Origin of the sequence: Streptomyces sp. NPDC005784 (assembly GCF_042871525.1) — a bacterium.
In the GTDB taxonomy this organism is placed as follows: Bacteria; Actinomycetota; Actinomycetes; order Streptomycetales; family Streptomycetaceae; genus Streptomyces.
Window position 1 is genome coordinate 17793 of sequence record NZ_JBIAIQ010000036.1, and the last position, 17263, is coordinate 35055.

Here is a 17263-nt window from a genome sequence, read left to right on the forward strand (position 1 = left end):
ACGCCCCGGTCGAGCGGTGCCCCCTGCCGGGGCACCGGCCATAGGTGCTCCCTCGGCCGCGCCCCGGCGGGGGCTCGGCGCGCCGTTCCCCGCACCCCTATCGGGGCGCCCTGGTCGGCCCCGGCCAAAGGTGCACGCCCGGACGCCCGCAGCCCGGAATCGCTCGGCTGCAGCCCCGGCGGGGGCCGGGCGCGCCGTTCCCCGCGCCCCTTACAGGGCTCACGGCACGCCCCGGTCGAGCCGTGCCTCCTGCCCGGGCACCGGCCATAGGTGCTCCCTCGGCCGCGCCCCGGCGGGGGCTCGGCGCGCCGTTCCCCGCGCCCCTTATGGGGCTCACCGGGACCCTCTGGTCGAGCGGTGTCCCCTTCCGGGGCACAGACCAGGGGTATCCCCTCGGCCGCACCCCGGCGGGGGCCGGGCGCGGCGTTCCCCGCGCCCGGGTGGGGGCTCCCCGCTACAAGCGGGGGTCGACCGGTTCGGATTCCAGGGAGAGGGTGCCGAATACCGCCTCGTGGACGCGCCACAGGGGCTCGCCCTCGGCCAGGCGGTCCAGGGCTTCGAGGCCAAGTGCGTACTCGCGGAGGGCGAGCGACCTCTTGTGGTTGAGGAAGCGGCCGCGCAGCCGGGTGAGGTTCTCCGGGCGGGTGTACTCCGGACCGTAGATGATCCGCAGGTACTCGCGCCCCCGGCACTTGATGCCGGGCTGCACCAGGCGCCCGTGACCGCCGCGCACCACCGCGCCGACCGGCTTCACGACCATGCCCTCGCCGCCGCGGCCGGTCATCTCCAGCCACCAGTCGACGCCGGCCCGCACCGACTCCGGGTCGCCGGTGTCGACGTAGAGCCGCCGGGTGGTGTGCAGCAGTCCGCTCCCGTCGTGCTCCACGAGCCGGTCGATCAGGGCGAGTTGCTCGTCGTGCGGCAGCGCGGCGAGGCTCCGGCCCTGGACGGCCAGGATCTGGAACGGTGCGAGGCGGACACCTTCGAGGCCGTCCGTCGTCCAGCAGTAGCGGCGGTACGCCTCCGTGAACGCATGTGCGTCCGCGGCCCGTTCACGCTGGCGCGTCAGCAGGTCACCGACGTCGACGCCCCGCGCCGCCGCCCCTTCGAGCGCGGTCAGCACTCCGGGGAACACCGCGCCGGACGCGGCGCCGACAGCGGCGTACTGACTGCGCAGCAGCCCGGACGCCTTCAGCGACCACGGCATCAACTCGGCGTCGAGCAGCAGCCAGTCGGTGTCCAGCTCCTCCCACAGTCCGGCCTCGGTGGCGGCGGCGCGCACCCGGCCGAGGATCTCCTCGGTGACGGCGGCGTCGCCGAAGAAGGGCCGGCCGGTACGCGTGTACAGCGACCCGGTCGGACCGTCGACGCCGAACCGCTCGCGCGCCGCGTCCGCGTCCCGGCAGACCAGGGCCACCGCGCGCGACCCCATGTGCTTCTCCTCGCACACGACCCGCGCGACCCCGTCCTCGTGGTACTGGGCGAAGGCCTCGGCCGGGTGCTCCAAATAGCCGTCGACGTGCGAGGTCGCGGTCGGAGCCATGGTCGGCGGGAGGTACGGGAGCAGCCGGGGGTCCACCGCGAAGCGGCTCATGACCTCCAGGGCAGCCGCCGCGTTCTCCTCGCGGACGGCCACCCGGCCGGCGTGCCGGGTCTCGACGGCCCGGCGGCCGTGCACATCCGCGAGGTCCAGCGGACGGCCCTCGTGACCGCCCGGCGCCTCGGTGGCCAGCGGCTTGGCCGGCTCGTACCAGACCCGCTCGGCCGGTACGTCGACGAGCTCGCGCTCCGGCCAGCGCAGCGCGCTGAGCTTGCCGCCGAACACGGCGCCGGTGTCCAGGCAGATGGTGTTGTTGAGCCAGGTGGCCGTGGGAACCGGGGTGTGCCCGTACACGACCGCCGCCCGGCCCCGGTAGTCCTCCGCCCACGGGTAGCGCACGGGCAGCCCGAACTCGTCGGTCTCCCCGGTCGTGTCACCGTACAGCGCGTGCGAGCGCACCCGGCCCGAGGTACGGCCGTGGTACTTCTCGGGCAGGCCGGCGTGGCAGACGACGAGCCGCCCGCCGTCGAGGACGTAGTGGCTGACCAGCCCGTCGATGAACTCCCGTACCGTGGAGCGGAATTCGTCGCTCTCCTGGTCCAACTGCTCGATGGTCTCGGCGAGTCCGTGGCTGTGCTGGACGTTGCGGCCCTTGAGCCAGCGGCCGAGCTTGTTCTCGTGGTTGCCGGGCACGCACAGGGCGTTGCCCGAACCGACCATGGACATCACACGGCGCAGCACACCGGGCGAGTCCGGGCCGCGGTCGACCAGGTCACCGACGAAGACGGCGGTACGGCCCTCGGGGTGCGCGCCGTCGACGTAGCCGAGCTTGCCGAGCAGGGTCTCCAGCTCGGAGGCGCAGCCGTGGATGTCGCCGACGATGTCGAACGGGCCGGTGAGGTGGGTCAGGTCGTTGAACCGCTTCTCGGTCACCACCGAAGCGTTCTCGATGTCCGCGACCCCGCGCAGGACATGCACCTTGCGGAACCCTTCGCGTTCCAACCGGCGCAGCGAGCGGCGCAGTTCGCGGATGTGGCGCTGGATGACGCGGCGCGGCATCTCGGCGCGGTCGGTGCGCGCCGCGTTGCGCTCGGCGCAGATCTCCTCGGGCACGTCGAGCACGATGGCGATGGGCAGCACGTCGTACTTCTTGGCGAGTTCGATCAGCTGCCGGCGGCTCTCCTCCTGGACGCTGGTCGCGTCGACGACGGTCCGGCGGCCGGCCGCGAGCCGCTTGCCCGCGATGTAGTGCAGCACGTCGAAGGCGTCGCCGCTGGCGCTCTGGTCGTTCTCGTCGTCGGCGACCAGGCCCCGGCAGAAGTCGCTGGAGATGATCTCCGTCGGCTTGAAGTGCCGTCGCGCGAAGGTCGATTTGCCGGAACCCGACGCGCCGATCAGCACCACGAGGGAGAGGTCGGTGACGGGCAGGACGCGCCCCGGGGTGGTCTGCTCGCTCATGCGGCCTTCTCCTCCTTCGCGGTCGGGGTCGGGGTGGCGGTGGCCAGGGTGAAGACGGCCATCTGGGTGGGCGGGCCGACCTCGGGGTCGTCGAGGCCGACAGGGGTGAACTCCACGTCGTAGCCGTGCCGTTCGGCGACCCTGCGGGCCCAGGCGCGGAACTCCTCACGGGTCCACTCGAAGCGGTGGTCGCTGTGCCGGGAGTGACCGGCCGGCAGGGTCTCCCAGCGGACGTTGTACTCGACGTTCGGGGTCGTCACGAGGACGGTCCGCGGGCGCGCGGAGCCGAACACCGCGTACTCCAGGGCGGGCAGCCGGGGCAGGTCGAGGTGTTCGATGACCTCGCTGAGCACGGCGGCGTCGTACCCCTTGAGCCGGCGGTCGGTGTAGGCGAGCGAGCCCTGGACGAGCTGGACACGGGCGGCCTGCCGCTCGCCCATGCGGTCCAGCTTGAGCCGGCGCGAGGCGATGGTGAGCGCGCGCATCGACACGTCGACCCCGACGATCTCGGTGAACCGGGTGTCCTTGAGCAGCGCCTGCACCAACTGGCCCTGTCCGCAGCCGAGATCGAGGACGCGACTCGCGCCGGACGCGTGCAGCGCGGCAAGGATCGCGTCCCGGCGCAGCACGGCCAGCGGCACCGGCTTCTCCTCGGTGTCGGTCTCCTCGTCGACAGCGTTGTCGATCGCCTCGACCTCGGTGTCGTCGGTCTCGGCGAGCCTGACGAGTTCGAGGCGTTCCATGGCCTCCCGGGTCAGCGACCAACGCCGCGAGAGATAGCGGCTGGTGATCAGCTTGTGCTCCGGGTGGTCCGGCAGCCAGCCCTCGCCCGCCCGCAGCAGCTTGTCGACCTCGTCGGACGACACCCAGTAGTGCTTGGCGTCGTCGAGGACCGGAAGCAGTACGTAGAGGTGGCGCAGGGCCTCGGCGAGCGTCAGCTTCTCCGCCGCCAGTTCCAGGCGTACGTAGCGGGAGTCGCCCCACTCCGGGAAGCGGACGTCGAGCGGCACTGGCTCGGCCGTCACCGTCCAGCCCAGCGGCTCGAAGAGCCCGCGGACGAGGTCGACGCCGCCTCGTGCGGGCAGCGCGGGCACCTCGATGCGCAGCGGCCTGGGATCGGCCGGCAGCTCGGGCCGGGCGGCGCACTGGCCCTTCATCGCGCTGGAGAAGACGGCGCTGAGCGCCACGGCGAGCAGCGAGGACGCGGCGTACGGGCGGTCGTTGACGTACTGCGCGAGCGCCGCGTCGGGGGCGCCACCGCGCCCCTTGCCCTTGCCCCGCCGGACCAGCGCCACCGCGTCGACCTCGAGCAGCAGCGCGGCCGTGCACCGCTCGACGGTCGCCTCGGGGTACAGCACATGCGCCGTGCCGTACGACGTCGAGAATATCTGCGCGTTGTCGGGATGCTTGTGCAGCAGAAAGCCGAGATCGGTCGCCGGGCGCTCTGGGGTACCGGTGGTACTGATCGTCAGGAACACAGTGGGTCTGCCTCGAAACGTCTTCTGAGCTGCGGAACCCAGCGAGTCGCCCGAACGGTGCGCAGGGGCGCGCACTGGCCGGACGCCGATGGGCCACAGCGTGGGCGAGCGTGCCTCGGCCGTCGCCGCTCCCGGCTCTCCCCCGGCCCCCGCAGCCGTGGCCACGCCGCGCCGCGGCCGACCGCAGGGGCGACGCCTGTCCTCGGCGCGCCCCCACAACGTACAGCGAACACCCCAGGTGGACCCGGGGTTTTTCGCCGCCCGCAGGGGCCCGCGGGGGCCCTCCGGGGGTGTGGCCCGGGGTCAGTCGGAGCCCGCCGGGGGTGTGGCCCGGGGTCAGTCGGAGGTATCCGACCCGCGCTGCGGGGCATCTCCGCGCCCGTTCAGGCCGGCACTGTCGAGCAGGGTGGCGGCGGTCTCGAGGGCTAGGCCGTCGAGGCCGCGGCCCTGCATGACGGCCCGGACGCCCGATCCGTCGAAGGCGACGGTCAGTTGGCGTGCGAGGATCTCAGGATCCGCGGCTCCACCGCGCTCCGCCTCCCGCCTGAAGAACGCGGTCAACTCGTCCTTGCAGCGGCGGGCGACCAGGCTCGCGGGGTGATCCGGCGCCTTCAGCTCCGCGGTCACGGCCACGAAGGGGCAGCCACGGAAGTCCGGACGGTCGGCGAGCTCTTCGAGGCGCTCGAAGACGTGCAGAATGCGCTCACGCGGCGGCCGGTCGTCGTCGGGGGGCAGCAGGAACGCCTGGTAGGCGGGCGCGCTGCGTTCCAGGCTCGCCGCCAGCACGTCGTCCTTGCTGTCGAACAACTGGTACATCGAGCGCTTGGACACCCCGGCCACCCGGCACAGCGCCTCGACGCCGACGCCGACGCCCTCGCGGTAGAAGAGCTCGGCCGCGGCGTCGAGCAGCCGGTCGCGGGTCGAGGAGCCGGCGGTCGCGGTCGATGTCGCCTGTGTCATACGCCCAGCCTACGGTCTCCGTTTGCATTGCGGAAACCGATCGGTTTACAGTGCGGACAGATAGAGGAAACCGATCGGTTTCCTGGCGGTCCTCAAGAGGAGAAGCTCATGACCAGCATCGAAGGTTCGGTGGCGCTCGTGACGGGCGGCAGCCGTGGCATCGGCAAGACCCTCGTGGAGGCCCTCTACGAGCGCGGCGCCAAGAAGGTCTACGCGACCGCCCGCGACCCGCGGGCGGTCTCCCACCCCGACGCGGTGCCGCTGGCGCTGGAGGTCACCGACCCGGCGTCGGTCGCGGCGGCCGCCGCACAGGCCCAGGACGTCACTCTGCTGATCAACAACGCGGGCGCGACGGCCTCCACGTCCTTCCTCGACTCCCCGATCGAGGACGTACGGCGCGAATTCGACATCAATTTCTTCGGGCCGCTGCTCACCACCCGGGCGTTCGTCCCGGTCCTGGAGCGCAACGGCGGCGGGCACATCCTGACCGTCCACTCGGTGCTGTCGTGGGTCACGGTGCCCGGGGCCGACGGCTACAGCGCCGCGAAGGCGGCCCTGTGGTCCCAGAGCAACGCCCTGCGGCTGGAGCTCCAGCCGCGCGGCATCAAGGTCACCGGGCTGCACGTCGGCTACGTCGACACCGATCTGACCGCGGGCCTCGACGTGCCCAAGGTCTCCGCTCAGAGCGTCGCCGAGCAGGCCCTCGACGGGATCGAGACGGACGCCCACGAAGTCCTCGCGGACGCGCTCACCCGCCAGGTCAAAGCCGGCCTCTCCGGCGAGCTGAGCGCTCTGTACCCCCAGCTCGCCGGACAGGAGTAGCCCGCCGCGGGCCGCACCGACCTACTCGCCGTGGGCCGCACCGACCGAGCCGACCTACTCGCCGTGGGCCGCACCGACGGAGCCGCCCCACCCACTACGGGCCACGCCGACGGAGCCGCCCCACTCACTGCGGGCCCGCCGGCAGAGCCACTCCCCGATCGGGAAAGGCGTGACAGCGGTTCGGCACGGGGCGCCTGTTGTGACCGGTGCATGATGGATACATGGATCTTCGAGTCTTCACAGAACCGCAGCAGGGCGCGACCTACGAGATGCTGCTCCGCGTCGCCAAGGCCGCTGAAGACCTCCATTACGGAGCCTTCTTCCGTTCTGATCACTATGTGCACATGGGGTCCGTCGACGGGCTCCCCGGTCCCACCGACGCCTGGATCACCCTGGCCGGCCTCGCCCGCGAGACGAGCCGCATCCGCCTGGGCACCCTGATGACTGCGGGAACCTTTCGCCTCCCCGGCGTCCTCGCCATCCAGGTCGCTCAGGTCGACCAGATGTCGGGCGGACGTGTGGAACTCGGCCTGGGTGCCGGCTGGTACGAGGCCGAGCACACGGCGTACGGAATTCCGTTCCCGAAGGAGAAGTTCGGCCGGCTGGAGGAGCAACTCGCCGTCGTCACCGGGCTGTGGGGCACCCCGGTCGGCGAGCGGTTCAGCTTCGACGGGACCTACTACCAGCTCAAGGACTCGCCCGCGCTGCCCAAACCCGCGCAGGCGAAGGTGCCCGTCCTCATCGGCGGCCACGGGGCCAGGCGGACGCCGGCGCTCGCGGCGCGGTTCGGTGACGAGTTCAACATCCCCTTCGCCTCGGTCGCCGACACGGAGGCACAGTTCGGCCGGGTGCGCGCGGCTTTGCAACAGGCCGGGCGCAAGACCGACGAACTCATCTACTCCAACGCCCTGGTGGTGTGTGTCGGGCGGACCGACAGCGAGGTGAGGCGACGGGCGGACGCCATCGGCCGCGATGTCGACGAACTGAAGGCCAACGGACTCGCGGGCTCTCCCGCGGAGGTCGTCGAACGGATCGCCCAGTATCAGGCGGTCGGTTCGCAACGGATGTACCTCCAGATGCTCGACCTCGACGACCTGGACCAACTGGACTTGATCGCTTCCCGGGTGACGCCGCAGCTGGGCTGAACGGTCACGCGAGGCGTCGCGGGCGGTCGGTCCGCTTCACCGGCGTCGGCCGCGGCCGACGCCGACCGGACGGCCTTGGCTGCGGCCGCAGGCCGGGGGCCGCGGGTCGGTGGTCGGTGGTCGGGAGTCGGGGGTCGAAGGCCGGGGGCCGCGGTCGGTGGTCGGGAGTCGACGGTCGGGAGTCGACGGTCGGGAGTCGACGGTCGGGAGTCGGGGGTCGCGGTCGGGGGTCGCGGTCGGGGGTCGCGGTCGGGGGTCGGTATCCGGCCGGGGGTGCGGGCGGAAGGTGGGCCGGTCGGCCTGGCGTCGGACGTCGAGCGCCCGGTGCGCCCGCGCCTGCCACCGCCGGAGTGGTGCGTCACGAACTCACGCGTCCGCCGTCACCCGGCAAGGTGGTCGAAGACCGGAGACGGCGGGGCTCCTACCCCGCAGCCGAATCCCGTTCCACCACACGTTTCTCGTCCCGCACCGCGAGTCGTCTCAGCATCTCCAGGACGCGGTCCCGGGACTCGTCAGCCGCGTCGATCGCCTCCATGCACTGCCAGTAGGTCCCCTCGTCGTCCGCCGCGCAGGCGATGCCGACCAGGGCTATGCCGACCTCGGCCAGAAGGCCGCCGAGGCAGAGCAGGGCCTCGCGCGCGTCGCCCAACTCCGTGAGCTGGGCGGCCCGTAAGGCGCCGACTCCGAGGGCGTGGTTGCCGAGCACTCCGCAGCCGCGGCCCGCCAGCTCAGTCAACCCGAGGGCCTCGCCCCGGAGTTCAGGGGGTCCGGACACGGCGAGGCGGCTGCCGATCGCCTGTGCCAGGGAATGCGCCTGCCACGCTTCCGCCATCACCTCCGGGGTGTCGCCGCTCTCTGCCAGGGCACGTCTGCTTGCCACGATGAGCCGCACCGCTTCCATGCGCTGCCCCCGTCTGTCCGACGCGCTCTCGCACGTCCGCCCGAACTCCCTTGTTCACTACCCAGAGTGAAGTCCCTTGAGACGAAAAGCCAGAGGAAGCCCGAAATCTGTGGACACGGAATCGCATCGGACCACCTCGACGACTACGGAGAGTGGCAGATTCCTCTTTTCGCGCCGCGCGACGGTCGCCCCGTCAGGGGGTTCTCCGGTGCCGGGAAGGCGTATCAGCGGGCCCTCCGGTGCGGGGAAGGACCGCCCGTCGGGGACCACCGGTGCGCGGAAGCCCGCCCATCAGGAACCCACCGGCGCGGGGACGGCCACCCATCAGAAACCCACCGGTGCGCGGAAGCCCGCCCATCAGAAACCCTCCGGTGCGCGGAGGCCCGTCAAGAGGCACGTAGTTCAGGGAAGCCCGTCAGGGACTCCCCGGTGCCGGGAACCTCCGCTCGTTCCGGTCGATCTTCGCGTCCAGGGCCGCGAGCGGGTCGATGCCCAGCACCTCGCAGAACTGCAGCAGGTACGCGAGGACGTCCGCGACCTCGTCGGTGACACGGTGCGCGATGTCCTCGTCGTCCATGACGCGGGCCGACTCCTCCGGCGTCAACCACTGGAAGATCTCGACGAGTTCGGACGCCTCCACGCTCAGGGCGGCGACCAGGTTCTTGGGGGTGTGGTACGGCTGCCAGTTCCGCGCGGCCGCGAACTCGGCCAGTCTGCGCTGCAGCGTCGCTACGTCCAGTTCACTCACGGCGTCAGGTCTACCACCGTGACCCCGGCCACCCCGAACGCGTGCGCCCCGTCGCTCACCGCGCCCATCAGCCGGATGTGCCCCCGCTCACACATCCGCGCCGCCAGCCGCACCAGCTCCCCGGTCTGCCGGGCGTCCAGTCCGCGGTCGAAACCGTCGGCCAGGACCGTCAGCGACTGGAACGCGGCCGGGACCTCGCCCGCCGGGTCGACCTCCAGGACGCCGGGCCCGGTGAGCAGCACCAGAGCCAGCGCGAGATACCTCAACTCGCCGTCCCCGAGCAGCCCGAGCGGCGTACGGACGCCGTCCCCTCGGTCGAGGAGCGCACGGACCGTCCCGCCGCCGAGCACCTCGGCCAGGACGTCCGTGACCGTGCCCGCGCAGCCGGCGCGGACCGCGGTGACCAGGTGGGCATAGCGGTGGCCGCACTCCGACCTTGTGCGCCACAGCACTTCGGCGAGGTTGTCGCAGCCGCGCAGGAGCCGCCCGGAACCGAGCGGAACGGGAGCCCGCATGGAATTCGGGCTCGGATCACAGACATAGACGGAACGCAGCGCGAGCACCATCTGCTCGGCGGCGGCCAGGACTTGGCACTCGCCGGCGGTGCGGCCCGCGACACGCAGGGGCAGCAGCGCGGTACCGAGGCGGTCGTCGGGGAGCGGAACCCGGGTCACCGCGGAGGAACCCCCGGTGTGCCAGGCCGCCTGGACGGACGGGCGGCCGGGGTCGCGCAGCGCCGTCTCCAGCAGGGTCTGCCCGCCCGCCGACAACCGCTCGCCCACGATGCGCAGTTCGGGTTCGGCCTGGACCGCGACATCGAGCCGGACCGGGCCTTCGGGTCCGTCCACCGTGCAGCCGATACGGAAGCCGCGGCGGTGCTGGGCGTCGGGCCGGGACCGCTCGGGCACACAGGTGACCGGGTCCGGGAACACCTCCCGGAGCCCGGCACCGGCACCGAGCCGCGCCAGCGCCTCGTACGCCCGCAGGGCGGCCGTCTTGCCGCTGCCGCTGGGGCCGGTGACGAGGGTGAGCGGTCCGAGCGGGAACCGGACGCGGCGATGGGTGGCGAAGGCGGCGAGCCGCAGCTCGGTGACGCCCGGACGGACGGGGCGCGCCTCCGCCGCCGTGGGAGCTTCCGGCGAGGACAGGGTCATATGCGGACGGTAGGCCTCCACTGCGAGGCGAACCGTTACACCCGGGGGACCTTCCTACGATCGGGGGACGGGACGGCCCGATCCCGGGCCCAGGAACCCGTCGGACCCGTGACGGGAAGCCCATTCACATCCCTGGCCGGGAACGCTCCCGAACCCCCAACCGGGAACTCCGTCGGACGGCCGACGCGCGACCCCGAGTCGCGGGAACCCCGGACCCGCCCCGAGAGGTCAGAGTCCGGGAACTCCCACGCCCTCCATGAGCCCCCGCACCTCGGTCCCCGGGGGCGTCAGCAGGAACACGTTCCGGTCGACCCGGTGCATTCCGCTGGCGAGGCCGAAGACCACGCCCGTACTGAAGTCCAGTACCCGCTTGGCGACCTCGGTCTCCGCGCTGGTCAGGTCGAGGAGGACGGGGATGCCGGACATCAGCGTCTCGGCCACGTCGCGGGCGTCCGCGAAGACATTGACCCGCAGGACCACGAAGCGGCGCCGCGTCTCGGTCTCGGCCTCGGGTATCGACCGGTGGCGGACCGCGGAGGGCCAGGCGTCCCGGCCTCGCAGCGGCACGACCTGGGCGAGCCCTTCCCACTGTTCATCGGTGACGTCGTGGCCGGTCATCGATCCACCCCGTCCTGGCTCGCACTCGTTGTCTGCACCGGGCAATTCTTACGCATGGTCACCCGTTCGGCCCAACAGCGACACGGTCCGCGACCCGGACGGGGAGACGACGCGTGCGGCAAGCTACGCATATACGTCCATATCCATCACGCCGCACTGCAATCGAGGTCTCCTCATGAGCCTGAGCATCCGCAATCAACTCCCCGGCACCGTCACATCCGTCACCCCGGGTGAAGTGATGGCGACGGTGAAGGTCCGGCTCGACGCCGGACAGGAGATCACCGCGGCCGTCACCCTGGAGGCCGTACAGGAGCTCGGCCTGGCCTCCGGCTCCACGGTGCGGGCCCTGCTCAAGTCGACGGAGGTGTCCCTCGCGACCGGTCCGGTGGACGGGCTGAGCATCCGCAACCAGCTGCCGGGCACGGTCACCGACGTCGCCTCCGGCGGCGCCATGGCCCGCGTCAAGGTCCACGTCGCGGGCGGCGAGCTGACCTCCGTGATCACCAAGGACGCGGTCACCGAACTGGGTCTTTCGGCGGGTTCCGAAGTCGTCGCGCTCATCAAGTCCACCGAGGTGTCACTGTCCAACGCCTGACGCACGGACCGCCGAACGGGTGCTCTTACTCGCCTCATACCGGACTCTTCACGTCCCGTCGAGCGCGGCTCACCTGCGAGAATTAGCGTCTTACGGCGTGTACTCGGCAGAAATCAAGCCGGCGCCCACCCGCCGGCAGGCCCCTTCGAAGGCCTCGCCCGGCGAGCTGCTCACGCGGTGGAACCCGGGCGACGCGCCCGCACAGTGGCACCGCGTCCTGACCCTCCTGGCCGACATCAGCCTCTTCATCGGTACGCGTCCACTGTGGGCGCAGGCCGCTAGCCACCGGCTCCTCGTGGCCGCGATCGTCTCGCTCTGCTACGCCTCGATCCTGGTGACGGGTGTGCTGACTCTCGTGGTGCGCCGGGGCCGCTCGCTGGCGCGACTCGACCTCTGCGTCCTCCTGACCGCGCTGACGCTCGTCGTGTGCGGGCTCGTCATGAGCCACCAGGGCAGCGACGAGTCGATCCTCACCACCCAGGCCGCCCACGAGTTCCTCGCCGGTCACCAGGTCTACGACCGTCCGTGGCCCTGGCTCTTCGGCCACGGCGTCGCCCTCACCGCGACGATGAACGGCGGTTACGACTTCACGTACGGCTATCCGCCGCTCGCGCTGATGCTCACCACGCCGCTGCTGTGGGTCGGACACGGCTCGGCCGCCGCGACGATGGTCAGCACCGGGGCCCTGATCGCGGGCGCGGTCTTCATGTGGCGGAAGCTGCCGGTGCCGTGGCGTTCCGCCGCGACGCTCACCTGGCTCGGCCTCGGTCTGCTGCCGACGTACGCGCGACTCGGTTATCCGGCGATCCTCGCCTGCGCCCTGCTCATCCCGGTGGTCATGGGCTGGCCACGGATGGGCGGCGGCGGACGCGGCGACATCGCGCGGGCGGCCTGCCTCGGCGCGGCCTGCGCGGCACAGCAACTCCCCTGGTTCCTGGCACCGTTCCTGCTGGCAGGGGTGTACGCGCTGCGCCGCGGGGACCTCGGCGCGCGGGCGGCCGCGATCGCGGTGGGACGGATCGTCGGCATCGCCGCCACCACATGGCTGCTGATCAACGCGTACTTCATCGTGAGCGAACCGCGCGCCTGGCTCTCCGGGATCGCGCTGCCCCTCACGCAGGACGCGGACATCCACGGGCAGGGCCTGGTCGGCATCTCGCTGTACTTCACCGACGGCAGCGACCGCCTCAACTGGTACGCGCACGCGAGTCTGCTGCTGGCGGCGGGTCTGCTGGCGCTGTTCGTACTGTTCGTACGACGGCTGGGACCGGCGGCGACCGTGCTGCCCTGGTGCGCGTTCTACGTGGCGACCCGATCGCAGGACGGCTACTACCTGCTGATGACGCCGCTGTGGGTGGCCGCGGCGATCACCGCGCCCTGGCAGTCCTTCAGGACCGCGTGGCAGCCCCGCCCCGCCTTCCTGCGCGGCCCGCACCGGCGTGGCGCCCGTATGGCGGCGGTCGCCCTGCTGCTGGCTCCGACCGCGGCGGCGGTGAGCCTGGCGGCCACCGGATCACCGCCGCTGCGCATGCAGGTCGTCGACGCGCGCCGCACCGCAGAGACTGTGACCGGCCTCAGCATCGGCGTCACCAACCTCGGCGCCGCGGCCCTGAGCCCGCACTTCACGGTGACCACGGGCCAGGGCCTGAGCCGCTACTGGTCGGTGGCGTCCGGCCCGGCCACACTGGCCGGCCATGCCTTCGGCCGTTACGAACTCCGGCCTCCCGAAGGGAAGTTCCAGCTCCCACGGGCCGGCGTGCGCATGCGTCTGCGCGCCGTCTCGGCGTCGCCGATGACCCTGTCGAGCACGGACCTCCACTTCACGCCGTCGCAGCCCTGAGCACTCCGCCCCGCTCCCAGGCCGTCAACTGGTCACGACGGCGGAGCGGGAGAACGAGCCGGGGCCGACGCCGATCGTGCGCCACCGGTGTTCATGGGTACGGATACATGCTGGAATACCCCGTCGCCCGGCTGTACGCGGACGCGCGCGTCACCCGGATCCATGCCGGGACCAGCGAGGTCATGAAGGTCATCATCGCCAAATCCCTGGGACTGTGATGTCGATGTCGAAGACGTCGGATTTCTCGCACCGCAAGGGTGTCGCGTTCGTCGCGGGCGGCACCGGCGGTATCGGCTCGGCGATCGTACGGATGCTCGCCGAGCGGGGCAGCGACGTGGTGTTCACCTATCGCACCAGCAAGGCATCCGCCGACGCGTTCGCCGCGGAGCTCACGGAGCAGTTCGCCGAGCAGGGCCGCCATGTGATGCCTCTGCGGCTCGACTTGACGGAGGAAGAGTCCGTCGCCGCCGCCGTGTCCGAGGCGGCCGCGGCGCTCGGCGGACTGCACACCCTCGTCCACGCGGCGGGCCCGCATGTGCCGATGGTGCACCTGAGCAGGGTCACGCCGAGCCGGTTCCGTTCCCAACTGGACGCGGACGCAGGCGCGTTCTTCAACCTGGTGCACCCGGCGCTGCCGCTGCTGCGGGAGAGCCGGGGCAGTGTCGTCGCCGTCACCACCGTGGCCACCCGCCGGTTCCCCGTCCGCGACGGCCTCTCCTCGGGCCCCAAGGGGGCGGTCGAGGCCGTCGCCCGCGCCCTGGCCGCCGAGGAGGGGCGCTACGGCGTCCGGGTGAACTGCGTCGGACCCGGCATGCTGACCGACGGCATCGCCGCCCGCCTGATCGACTCCGGCGAACTCGACGACGCGGCACTGGAGATCACCCGCCTCAACACCCCGCTGCGCCGCTTCGGGACCGCGACGGACATCGCCGAGGCTGTGGCGTTCCTGGCCTCGGACCGCGCGGGCTTCATCACCGGGCAGGCGCTGGGGGTTGACGGGGGTTACAGCGTGTAGGGCATCCCCGACCGGCCGTACGACCCGAGTCCGGCCGGGGCCCCGAACCTACGACCCTGGCTCGGCCGGGGCTCCAAACCTACGACCCTGGCTCGGCCGAAGGCCCGCGCGTATGACACGAGTTCGGCCGAAGGCCCGCGCGTATGGCACGAGTTCGGCCGAAGGCCTGCGCTTACGACCGGGGTTGCCCGACCCGCCTTAGCGGTCAGGCCTGTCCGGCCCCTCGTACGGCCTGACTCGCCCCGCTCAGCGTCCTGGGTCCGGGCCGCCCGGAGAGGTTCAGCGGGTCGCCGGAGCCGAACCGATCTCGACCACGCGTGCCCGGGCGGGCGGCTGGTCGGGCACGTAGTCGGGATCGTCCTCGTCCCATGAGTCGTCGGACCCCCCGCGGGGGAAGAGTCCCACGACCGTCCGGCACGGGGGTCGCGTTTCCGGCCAGGGGGTCTGCCCGTCGGTGAGGACCACGACGACATCGGGGCCCTGTTCCGGGCGGGACCGCCGGGACCGCCCGGAACAGAGCCCCGGTCGGACCCGGTCACGGCCGTCGACCGGTCAGGCCGGACTCTTGGCAGTAGGTCCCGCCGCCGGTCCGTCGATGGAGCCGGTCAGGTGCGGAGTGCCGTCGTCGTCGAGGAACTCGACCACCGCCAGGGCCAGCAGGGCCAGCACGGCGATCCAGATGGTGACGGCGGCCGTGGGGTAGCTCCAGACCAGCAGGATGACGGCGGCGACCACGACCACGGTCCAGTTCAGCCACTTCTTGACCCGGTGCACCCATGCTCCGACCGCTCCGAGGTCGAACCCCGTCGCGGTGCGCACGGCACCGATGCCGCCGGTCCAGGCGGCCAGGACCCGCTTGGCCGCACGACCTCTGCCGGTCAGCCAGGCCGCCAGCGCCACGACGATGCCAAGGGTGATCACCATGCGTACCGAAGTCCGCAGATAGCGCACCAGGGTGTCGAAGACCGACCCGGCGGCGGCCTGGGAGGCGTCCGCCGGCAAGCCGTCGAGATAGAGCGCCCTGAAGATCCAGAGCGCGATGCCGAGGACGGCGGCCCCGGCTGCCACGAGGAGCGCCGCCGTGACGAGGGCACGGCGCCTGCGTACGGCGAGCAGCACACCACCGGCCGCCAGCAGAAGGGTCAGTACCGGCAGCCAGAATCCGACGAGTTCGAGCAGCCGGTAGAGCTTCTTGGCCTTGCCGATGGACTTGGAGGTCATCACCGTGAAGTTGGTGTGCACCTCCGGGATCTTCGCGGCGACGCCGAGTCCCTGATCGACGAGCGCCTGCTTGACCTTGTCGATGACAGGGGCGAGGTCGATGACGACGGCGTCGTTGGTGAGCTTCACCGCTCCGCCGCCGCTTCCGGTCAACGCCTTGTCGACGGCGGCATGGGCCTTCCTGTTCAGCTCGACCCACAGGGTGGCGAACGCGTCGCTGCTGACGAACTTCAGCGCCACGGTGTGCACGAAGTCGGTGAGGCCACTGGTGATCGGGCCACTCAGTGGCCCCAGGGCCTTGGTCAGCCGGGGCCGGTCCGCGGGAGCGACCGACTCGAGCAGCGTCTGGACGTCGACATGCTGCATCACCGCTTTGGTCACCCGGTTCGCGACGGCGTTCTGGATGTCCGGGTCGGAGGCGAGCGGCTTCATGGTGGCCACGTACCGATCGGTGTTCCCGATCAGATCGCTCGTCCAGGCCGACACGGCGCTCAGCGGGGTGAGCAGGGCCGCGAGGAGGATCAGCACGACCGCGAAGAACGACCGGACGCGGTGATGCTCGATCCTCGGCCGGCGTTGCTCCAGTTCGGCGACCCGGGCCCGCAGCTCGGCGATCTCGTGTGCGTCGCCGCCGCTCGCGCCGCCACCGCTCACGGCGCCGGCGCTCACGTCGTCTCCGCATCGCTGATCGTGCCCGCGGTGCCGCGGGCGGAAAGGACCGCCCGCGTCCGGTCGATCACGTCATCCATGGCGCGTCTCGTTCCGCTCGGTCCAGTTCGTGGGGTTCGAGTTCGTGAGCTTCGAGTTCATGGCGTTCGACTTCATGGCGTTCGACTTCGTGGTGTTCGAGTTCGTGAGGTTCGAGTTCGTGAGGTTCGACGGCATACGACAGCCCCCTTCTCGGCGGCGCTCGTTCGGCGACGGGATGAAAGGGGTGCGTCAGCGCGGCTGACGGGCGTCGGGCCGGTACGAGGCCAGTGCCCAGATGATGAAGACATCGATGGCGAGCAGGACGACCGACCAGATCGGCGCGTACGGCAGGAACATGAACTGGAAGAGCATGCTCAGCGAGGCCAGCGCGATGCCGGTGATCCGGGCCCACCCAGCCTCCTTGAGGATCCCCCAGCCGGCGACGACGGCGATCGCGCCGAGGATCAGCAGGATCCAGCCCCAGCCGGTGAGGTTGATGCGGTAGACGTAGTCGTGCACGCGCGCGTACACGTCGTCCTTGGCGATCGCGGAGATGCCCTGGAGGATGTTGAGGGCACCGTTCACCAGGAGGAGGACACCCGCGAAGGTGACGCCACCGGCCGTCCAGTCGCTGTTGCCCGAGGGCGGAGGCCCCATGCCTCCCGCGGCGGGCGCGGCTCCGGACCACTGGTCTCCCCACAGCGGCATGTCGCCGCCGCTCGGCTGCGCCCCCGTGCCACCACCGGGCGGGGGGCCCGGAGGCTGTGAAGAGTCCTGGCTCATGCTCGACCACCTCGATGCGCTGTCGGCCGCTGGCCGTCCCCGTGCCGGAAGCATCGGGGAGTTCGAGCGTCCGTCCACCGCCCCTCCCCCGCCACGGGAGTTCCGCTGATCAGGTGATGGCCGACTACCGCCCGGCCGGCTTCCCTGAGCTGCCGGCCGGCTTCCCCGGGGCTGCCGGCCGGGTGCACGGGGTTGCCCACCTCGACTCCGGCCGACAGCCGACAGCAGACAGCCGGACAGCCGGACAGCCGCGGAGCACGGATGACCGAGCGACGGCCCCGGTCATCCCTACCGG

General features: G+C 71.6%; 15 protein-coding genes and 2 pseudogenes. 7 read left to right on the top strand and 10 right to left on the bottom strand.

From position 1 onward, the window contains the following. Window positions 1-454: 454 nt before the first annotated feature. From ACFYR3_RS36180 to ACFYR3_RS36190, 3 genes are all read right to left on the bottom strand, one after another. The gene (locus ACFYR3_RS36180) at window positions 455-2998 is read right to left on the bottom strand and encodes a polynucleotide kinase-phosphatase (protein ID WP_389286200.1); all 2544 of its coding nucleotides are present in this window, start codon (window positions 2996-2998) and stop codon (window positions 455-457) included. Then, window positions 2995-4476, bottom strand: coding sequence for a 3' terminal RNA ribose 2'-O-methyltransferase Hen1 (locus ACFYR3_RS36185; protein ID WP_389286202.1), 1482 nt, complete (start codon window positions 4474-4476; stop codon window positions 2995-2997). Before ACFYR3_RS36185 ends, ACFYR3_RS36180 begins: the two co-directional genes overlap by 4 nt. A gap of 336 nt (window positions 4477-4812) precedes the next feature. After that, window positions 4813-5436: a TetR/AcrR family transcriptional regulator gene (locus ACFYR3_RS36190; protein WP_355851452.1), complete on the bottom strand. Its 624-nt coding sequence runs from the start codon at window positions 5434-5436 to the stop codon at window positions 4813-4815. Window positions 5437-5544: 108 nt separating this feature from the next. Here ACFYR3_RS36190 and ACFYR3_RS36195 point away from each other — a divergent pair, with 108 nt between their 5' ends. Both ACFYR3_RS36195 and ACFYR3_RS36200 read left to right on the top strand, forming a co-directional pair. Next, entirely contained in the window at window positions 5545-6258 is a 714-nt protein-coding gene (locus ACFYR3_RS36195; RefSeq protein ID WP_355851455.1) for an SDR family oxidoreductase, read from the top strand. A gap of 221 nt (window positions 6259-6479) precedes the next feature. Beyond that, window positions 6480-7403, top strand: a complete 924-nt coding sequence (locus tag ACFYR3_RS36200; RefSeq protein ID WP_356782683.1) for an LLM class F420-dependent oxidoreductase — start codon at window positions 6480-6482, stop codon at window positions 7401-7403. 421 nt (window positions 7404-7824) lie between these two features. On the opposite strand, the gene ACFYR3_RS36205 is transcribed toward ACFYR3_RS36200, so the two are convergent. The 4 genes from ACFYR3_RS36205 to ACFYR3_RS36220 form a co-directional block, all read right to left on the bottom strand. Continuing rightward, on the bottom strand, window positions 7825-8304 hold the full coding sequence (locus tag ACFYR3_RS36205) for a DUF6099 family protein (RefSeq protein WP_355851461.1): 480 nt from the start codon (window positions 8302-8304) through the stop codon (window positions 7825-7827). Window positions 8305-8719: 415 nt separating this feature from the next. Continuing rightward, the gene (locus ACFYR3_RS36210) at window positions 8720-9052 is read right to left on the bottom strand and encodes a nucleotide pyrophosphohydrolase (protein WP_355851464.1); all 333 of its coding nucleotides are present in this window, start codon (window positions 9050-9052) and stop codon (window positions 8720-8722) included. Further along, a complete protein-coding gene (locus tag ACFYR3_RS36215; RefSeq protein WP_355851467.1) occupies window positions 9049-10206 on the bottom strand; it encodes an ATP-binding protein in 1158 nt (385 codons plus the stop codon). Before ACFYR3_RS36215 ends, ACFYR3_RS36210 begins: the two co-directional genes overlap by 4 nt. 228 nt (window positions 10207-10434) lie before the next feature. Next, the gene (locus tag ACFYR3_RS36220) at window positions 10435-10824 is read right to left on the bottom strand and encodes a cell division protein SepF (RefSeq protein ID WP_355851470.1); all 390 of its coding nucleotides are present in this window, start codon (window positions 10822-10824) and stop codon (window positions 10435-10437) included. A 175-nt stretch (window positions 10825-10999) separates the two neighbouring features. Between ACFYR3_RS36220 and ACFYR3_RS36225 the strand changes: the two genes are divergently transcribed. The 4 genes and pseudogenes from ACFYR3_RS36225 (at window position 11000) to ACFYR3_RS36240 (ending at window position 14274) form a co-directional block, all read left to right on the top strand. Continuing rightward, the gene (locus tag ACFYR3_RS36225; protein ID WP_355851473.1) at window positions 11000-11419 is read left to right on the top strand and encodes a TOBE domain-containing protein; all 420 of its coding nucleotides are present in this window, start codon (window positions 11000-11002) and stop codon (window positions 11417-11419) included. Between the two features lie 97 nt (window positions 11420-11516). Then, the gene (locus ACFYR3_RS36230; protein WP_389286206.1) at window positions 11517-13259 is read left to right on the top strand and encodes a hypothetical protein; all 1743 of its coding nucleotides are present in this window, start codon (window positions 11517-11519) and stop codon (window positions 13257-13259) included. A 95-nt stretch (window positions 13260-13354) separates the two neighbouring features. Next, window positions 13355-13477: pseudogene (locus ACFYR3_RS36235) on the top strand (acyl-CoA dehydrogenase family protein); the annotation flags it as partial. 5 nt (window positions 13478-13482) lie between these two features. Beyond that, window positions 13483-14274: an SDR family NAD(P)-dependent oxidoreductase gene (locus tag ACFYR3_RS36240; protein ID WP_389286208.1), complete on the top strand. Its 792-nt coding sequence runs from the start codon at window positions 13483-13485 to the stop codon at window positions 14272-14274. Between the two features lie 279 nt (window positions 14275-14553). Here the strand turns inward: ACFYR3_RS36240 and ACFYR3_RS36245 are convergent. Together ACFYR3_RS36245 and ACFYR3_RS36250 are read right to left on the bottom strand one after the other, a co-directional pair. Then, window positions 14554-14751: pseudogene (locus ACFYR3_RS36245) on the bottom strand (hypothetical protein); the annotation flags it as partial. Between the two features lie 75 nt (window positions 14752-14826). After that, window positions 14827-16164: a hypothetical protein gene (locus ACFYR3_RS36250; RefSeq protein ID WP_389286210.1), complete on the bottom strand. Its 1338-nt coding sequence runs from the start codon at window positions 16162-16164 to the stop codon at window positions 14827-14829. A gap of 109 nt (window positions 16165-16273) precedes the next feature. Between ACFYR3_RS36250 and ACFYR3_RS36255 the strand changes: the two genes are divergently transcribed. Continuing rightward, window positions 16274-16447: a hypothetical protein gene (locus ACFYR3_RS36255; RefSeq protein ID WP_389286212.1), complete on the top strand. Its 174-nt coding sequence runs from the start codon at window positions 16274-16276 to the stop codon at window positions 16445-16447. On the opposite strand, the gene ACFYR3_RS36260 is transcribed toward ACFYR3_RS36255, so the two are convergent. Further along, window positions 16435-16968 (bottom strand): hypothetical protein, encoded by a 534-nt coding sequence (locus tag ACFYR3_RS36260; protein WP_389286214.1) that lies wholly within the window; start codon window positions 16966-16968, stop codon window positions 16435-16437. The genes ACFYR3_RS36255 and ACFYR3_RS36260 overlap by 13 nt on opposite strands. Window positions 16969-17263: the final 295 nt, after the last annotated feature.

Coding starts and splice junctions, on each gene's coding strand:
- ACFYR3_RS36195 (WP_355851455.1), top strand. CDS start 5,545: ATGACCAGCATCGAAGGTTCGGTGGCGCTCGTGACGGGCGGCAGCCGT.
- ACFYR3_RS36220 (WP_355851470.1), bottom strand. CDS start 10,824: ATGACCGGCCACGACGTCACCGATGAACAGTGGGAAGGGCTCGCCCAG.
- ACFYR3_RS36190 (WP_355851452.1), bottom strand. CDS start 5,436: ATGACACAGGCGACATCGACCGCGACCGCCGGCTCCTCGACCCGCGAC.
- ACFYR3_RS36200 (WP_356782683.1), top strand. CDS start 6,480: ATGGATCTTCGAGTCTTCACAGAACCGCAGCAGGGCGCGACCTACGAG.
- ACFYR3_RS36205 (WP_355851461.1), bottom strand. CDS start 8,304: ATGGAAGCGGTGCGGCTCATCGTGGCAAGCAGACGTGCCCTGGCAGAG.
- ACFYR3_RS36240 (WP_389286208.1), top strand. CDS start 13,483: ATGTCGAAGACGTCGGATTTCTCGCACCGCAAGGGTGTCGCGTTCGTC.
- ACFYR3_RS36180 (WP_389286200.1), bottom strand. CDS start 2,998: ATGAGCGAGCAGACCACCCCGGGGCGCGTCCTGCCCGTCACCGACCTC.
- ACFYR3_RS36215 (WP_355851467.1), bottom strand. CDS start 10,206: ATGACCCTGTCCTCGCCGGAAGCTCCCACGGCGGCGGAGGCGCGCCCC.
- ACFYR3_RS36260 (WP_389286214.1), bottom strand. CDS start 16,968: ATGAGCCAGGACTCTTCACAGCCTCCGGGCCCCCCGCCCGGTGGTGGC.
- ACFYR3_RS36225 (WP_355851473.1), top strand. CDS start 11,000: ATGAGCCTGAGCATCCGCAATCAACTCCCCGGCACCGTCACATCCGTC.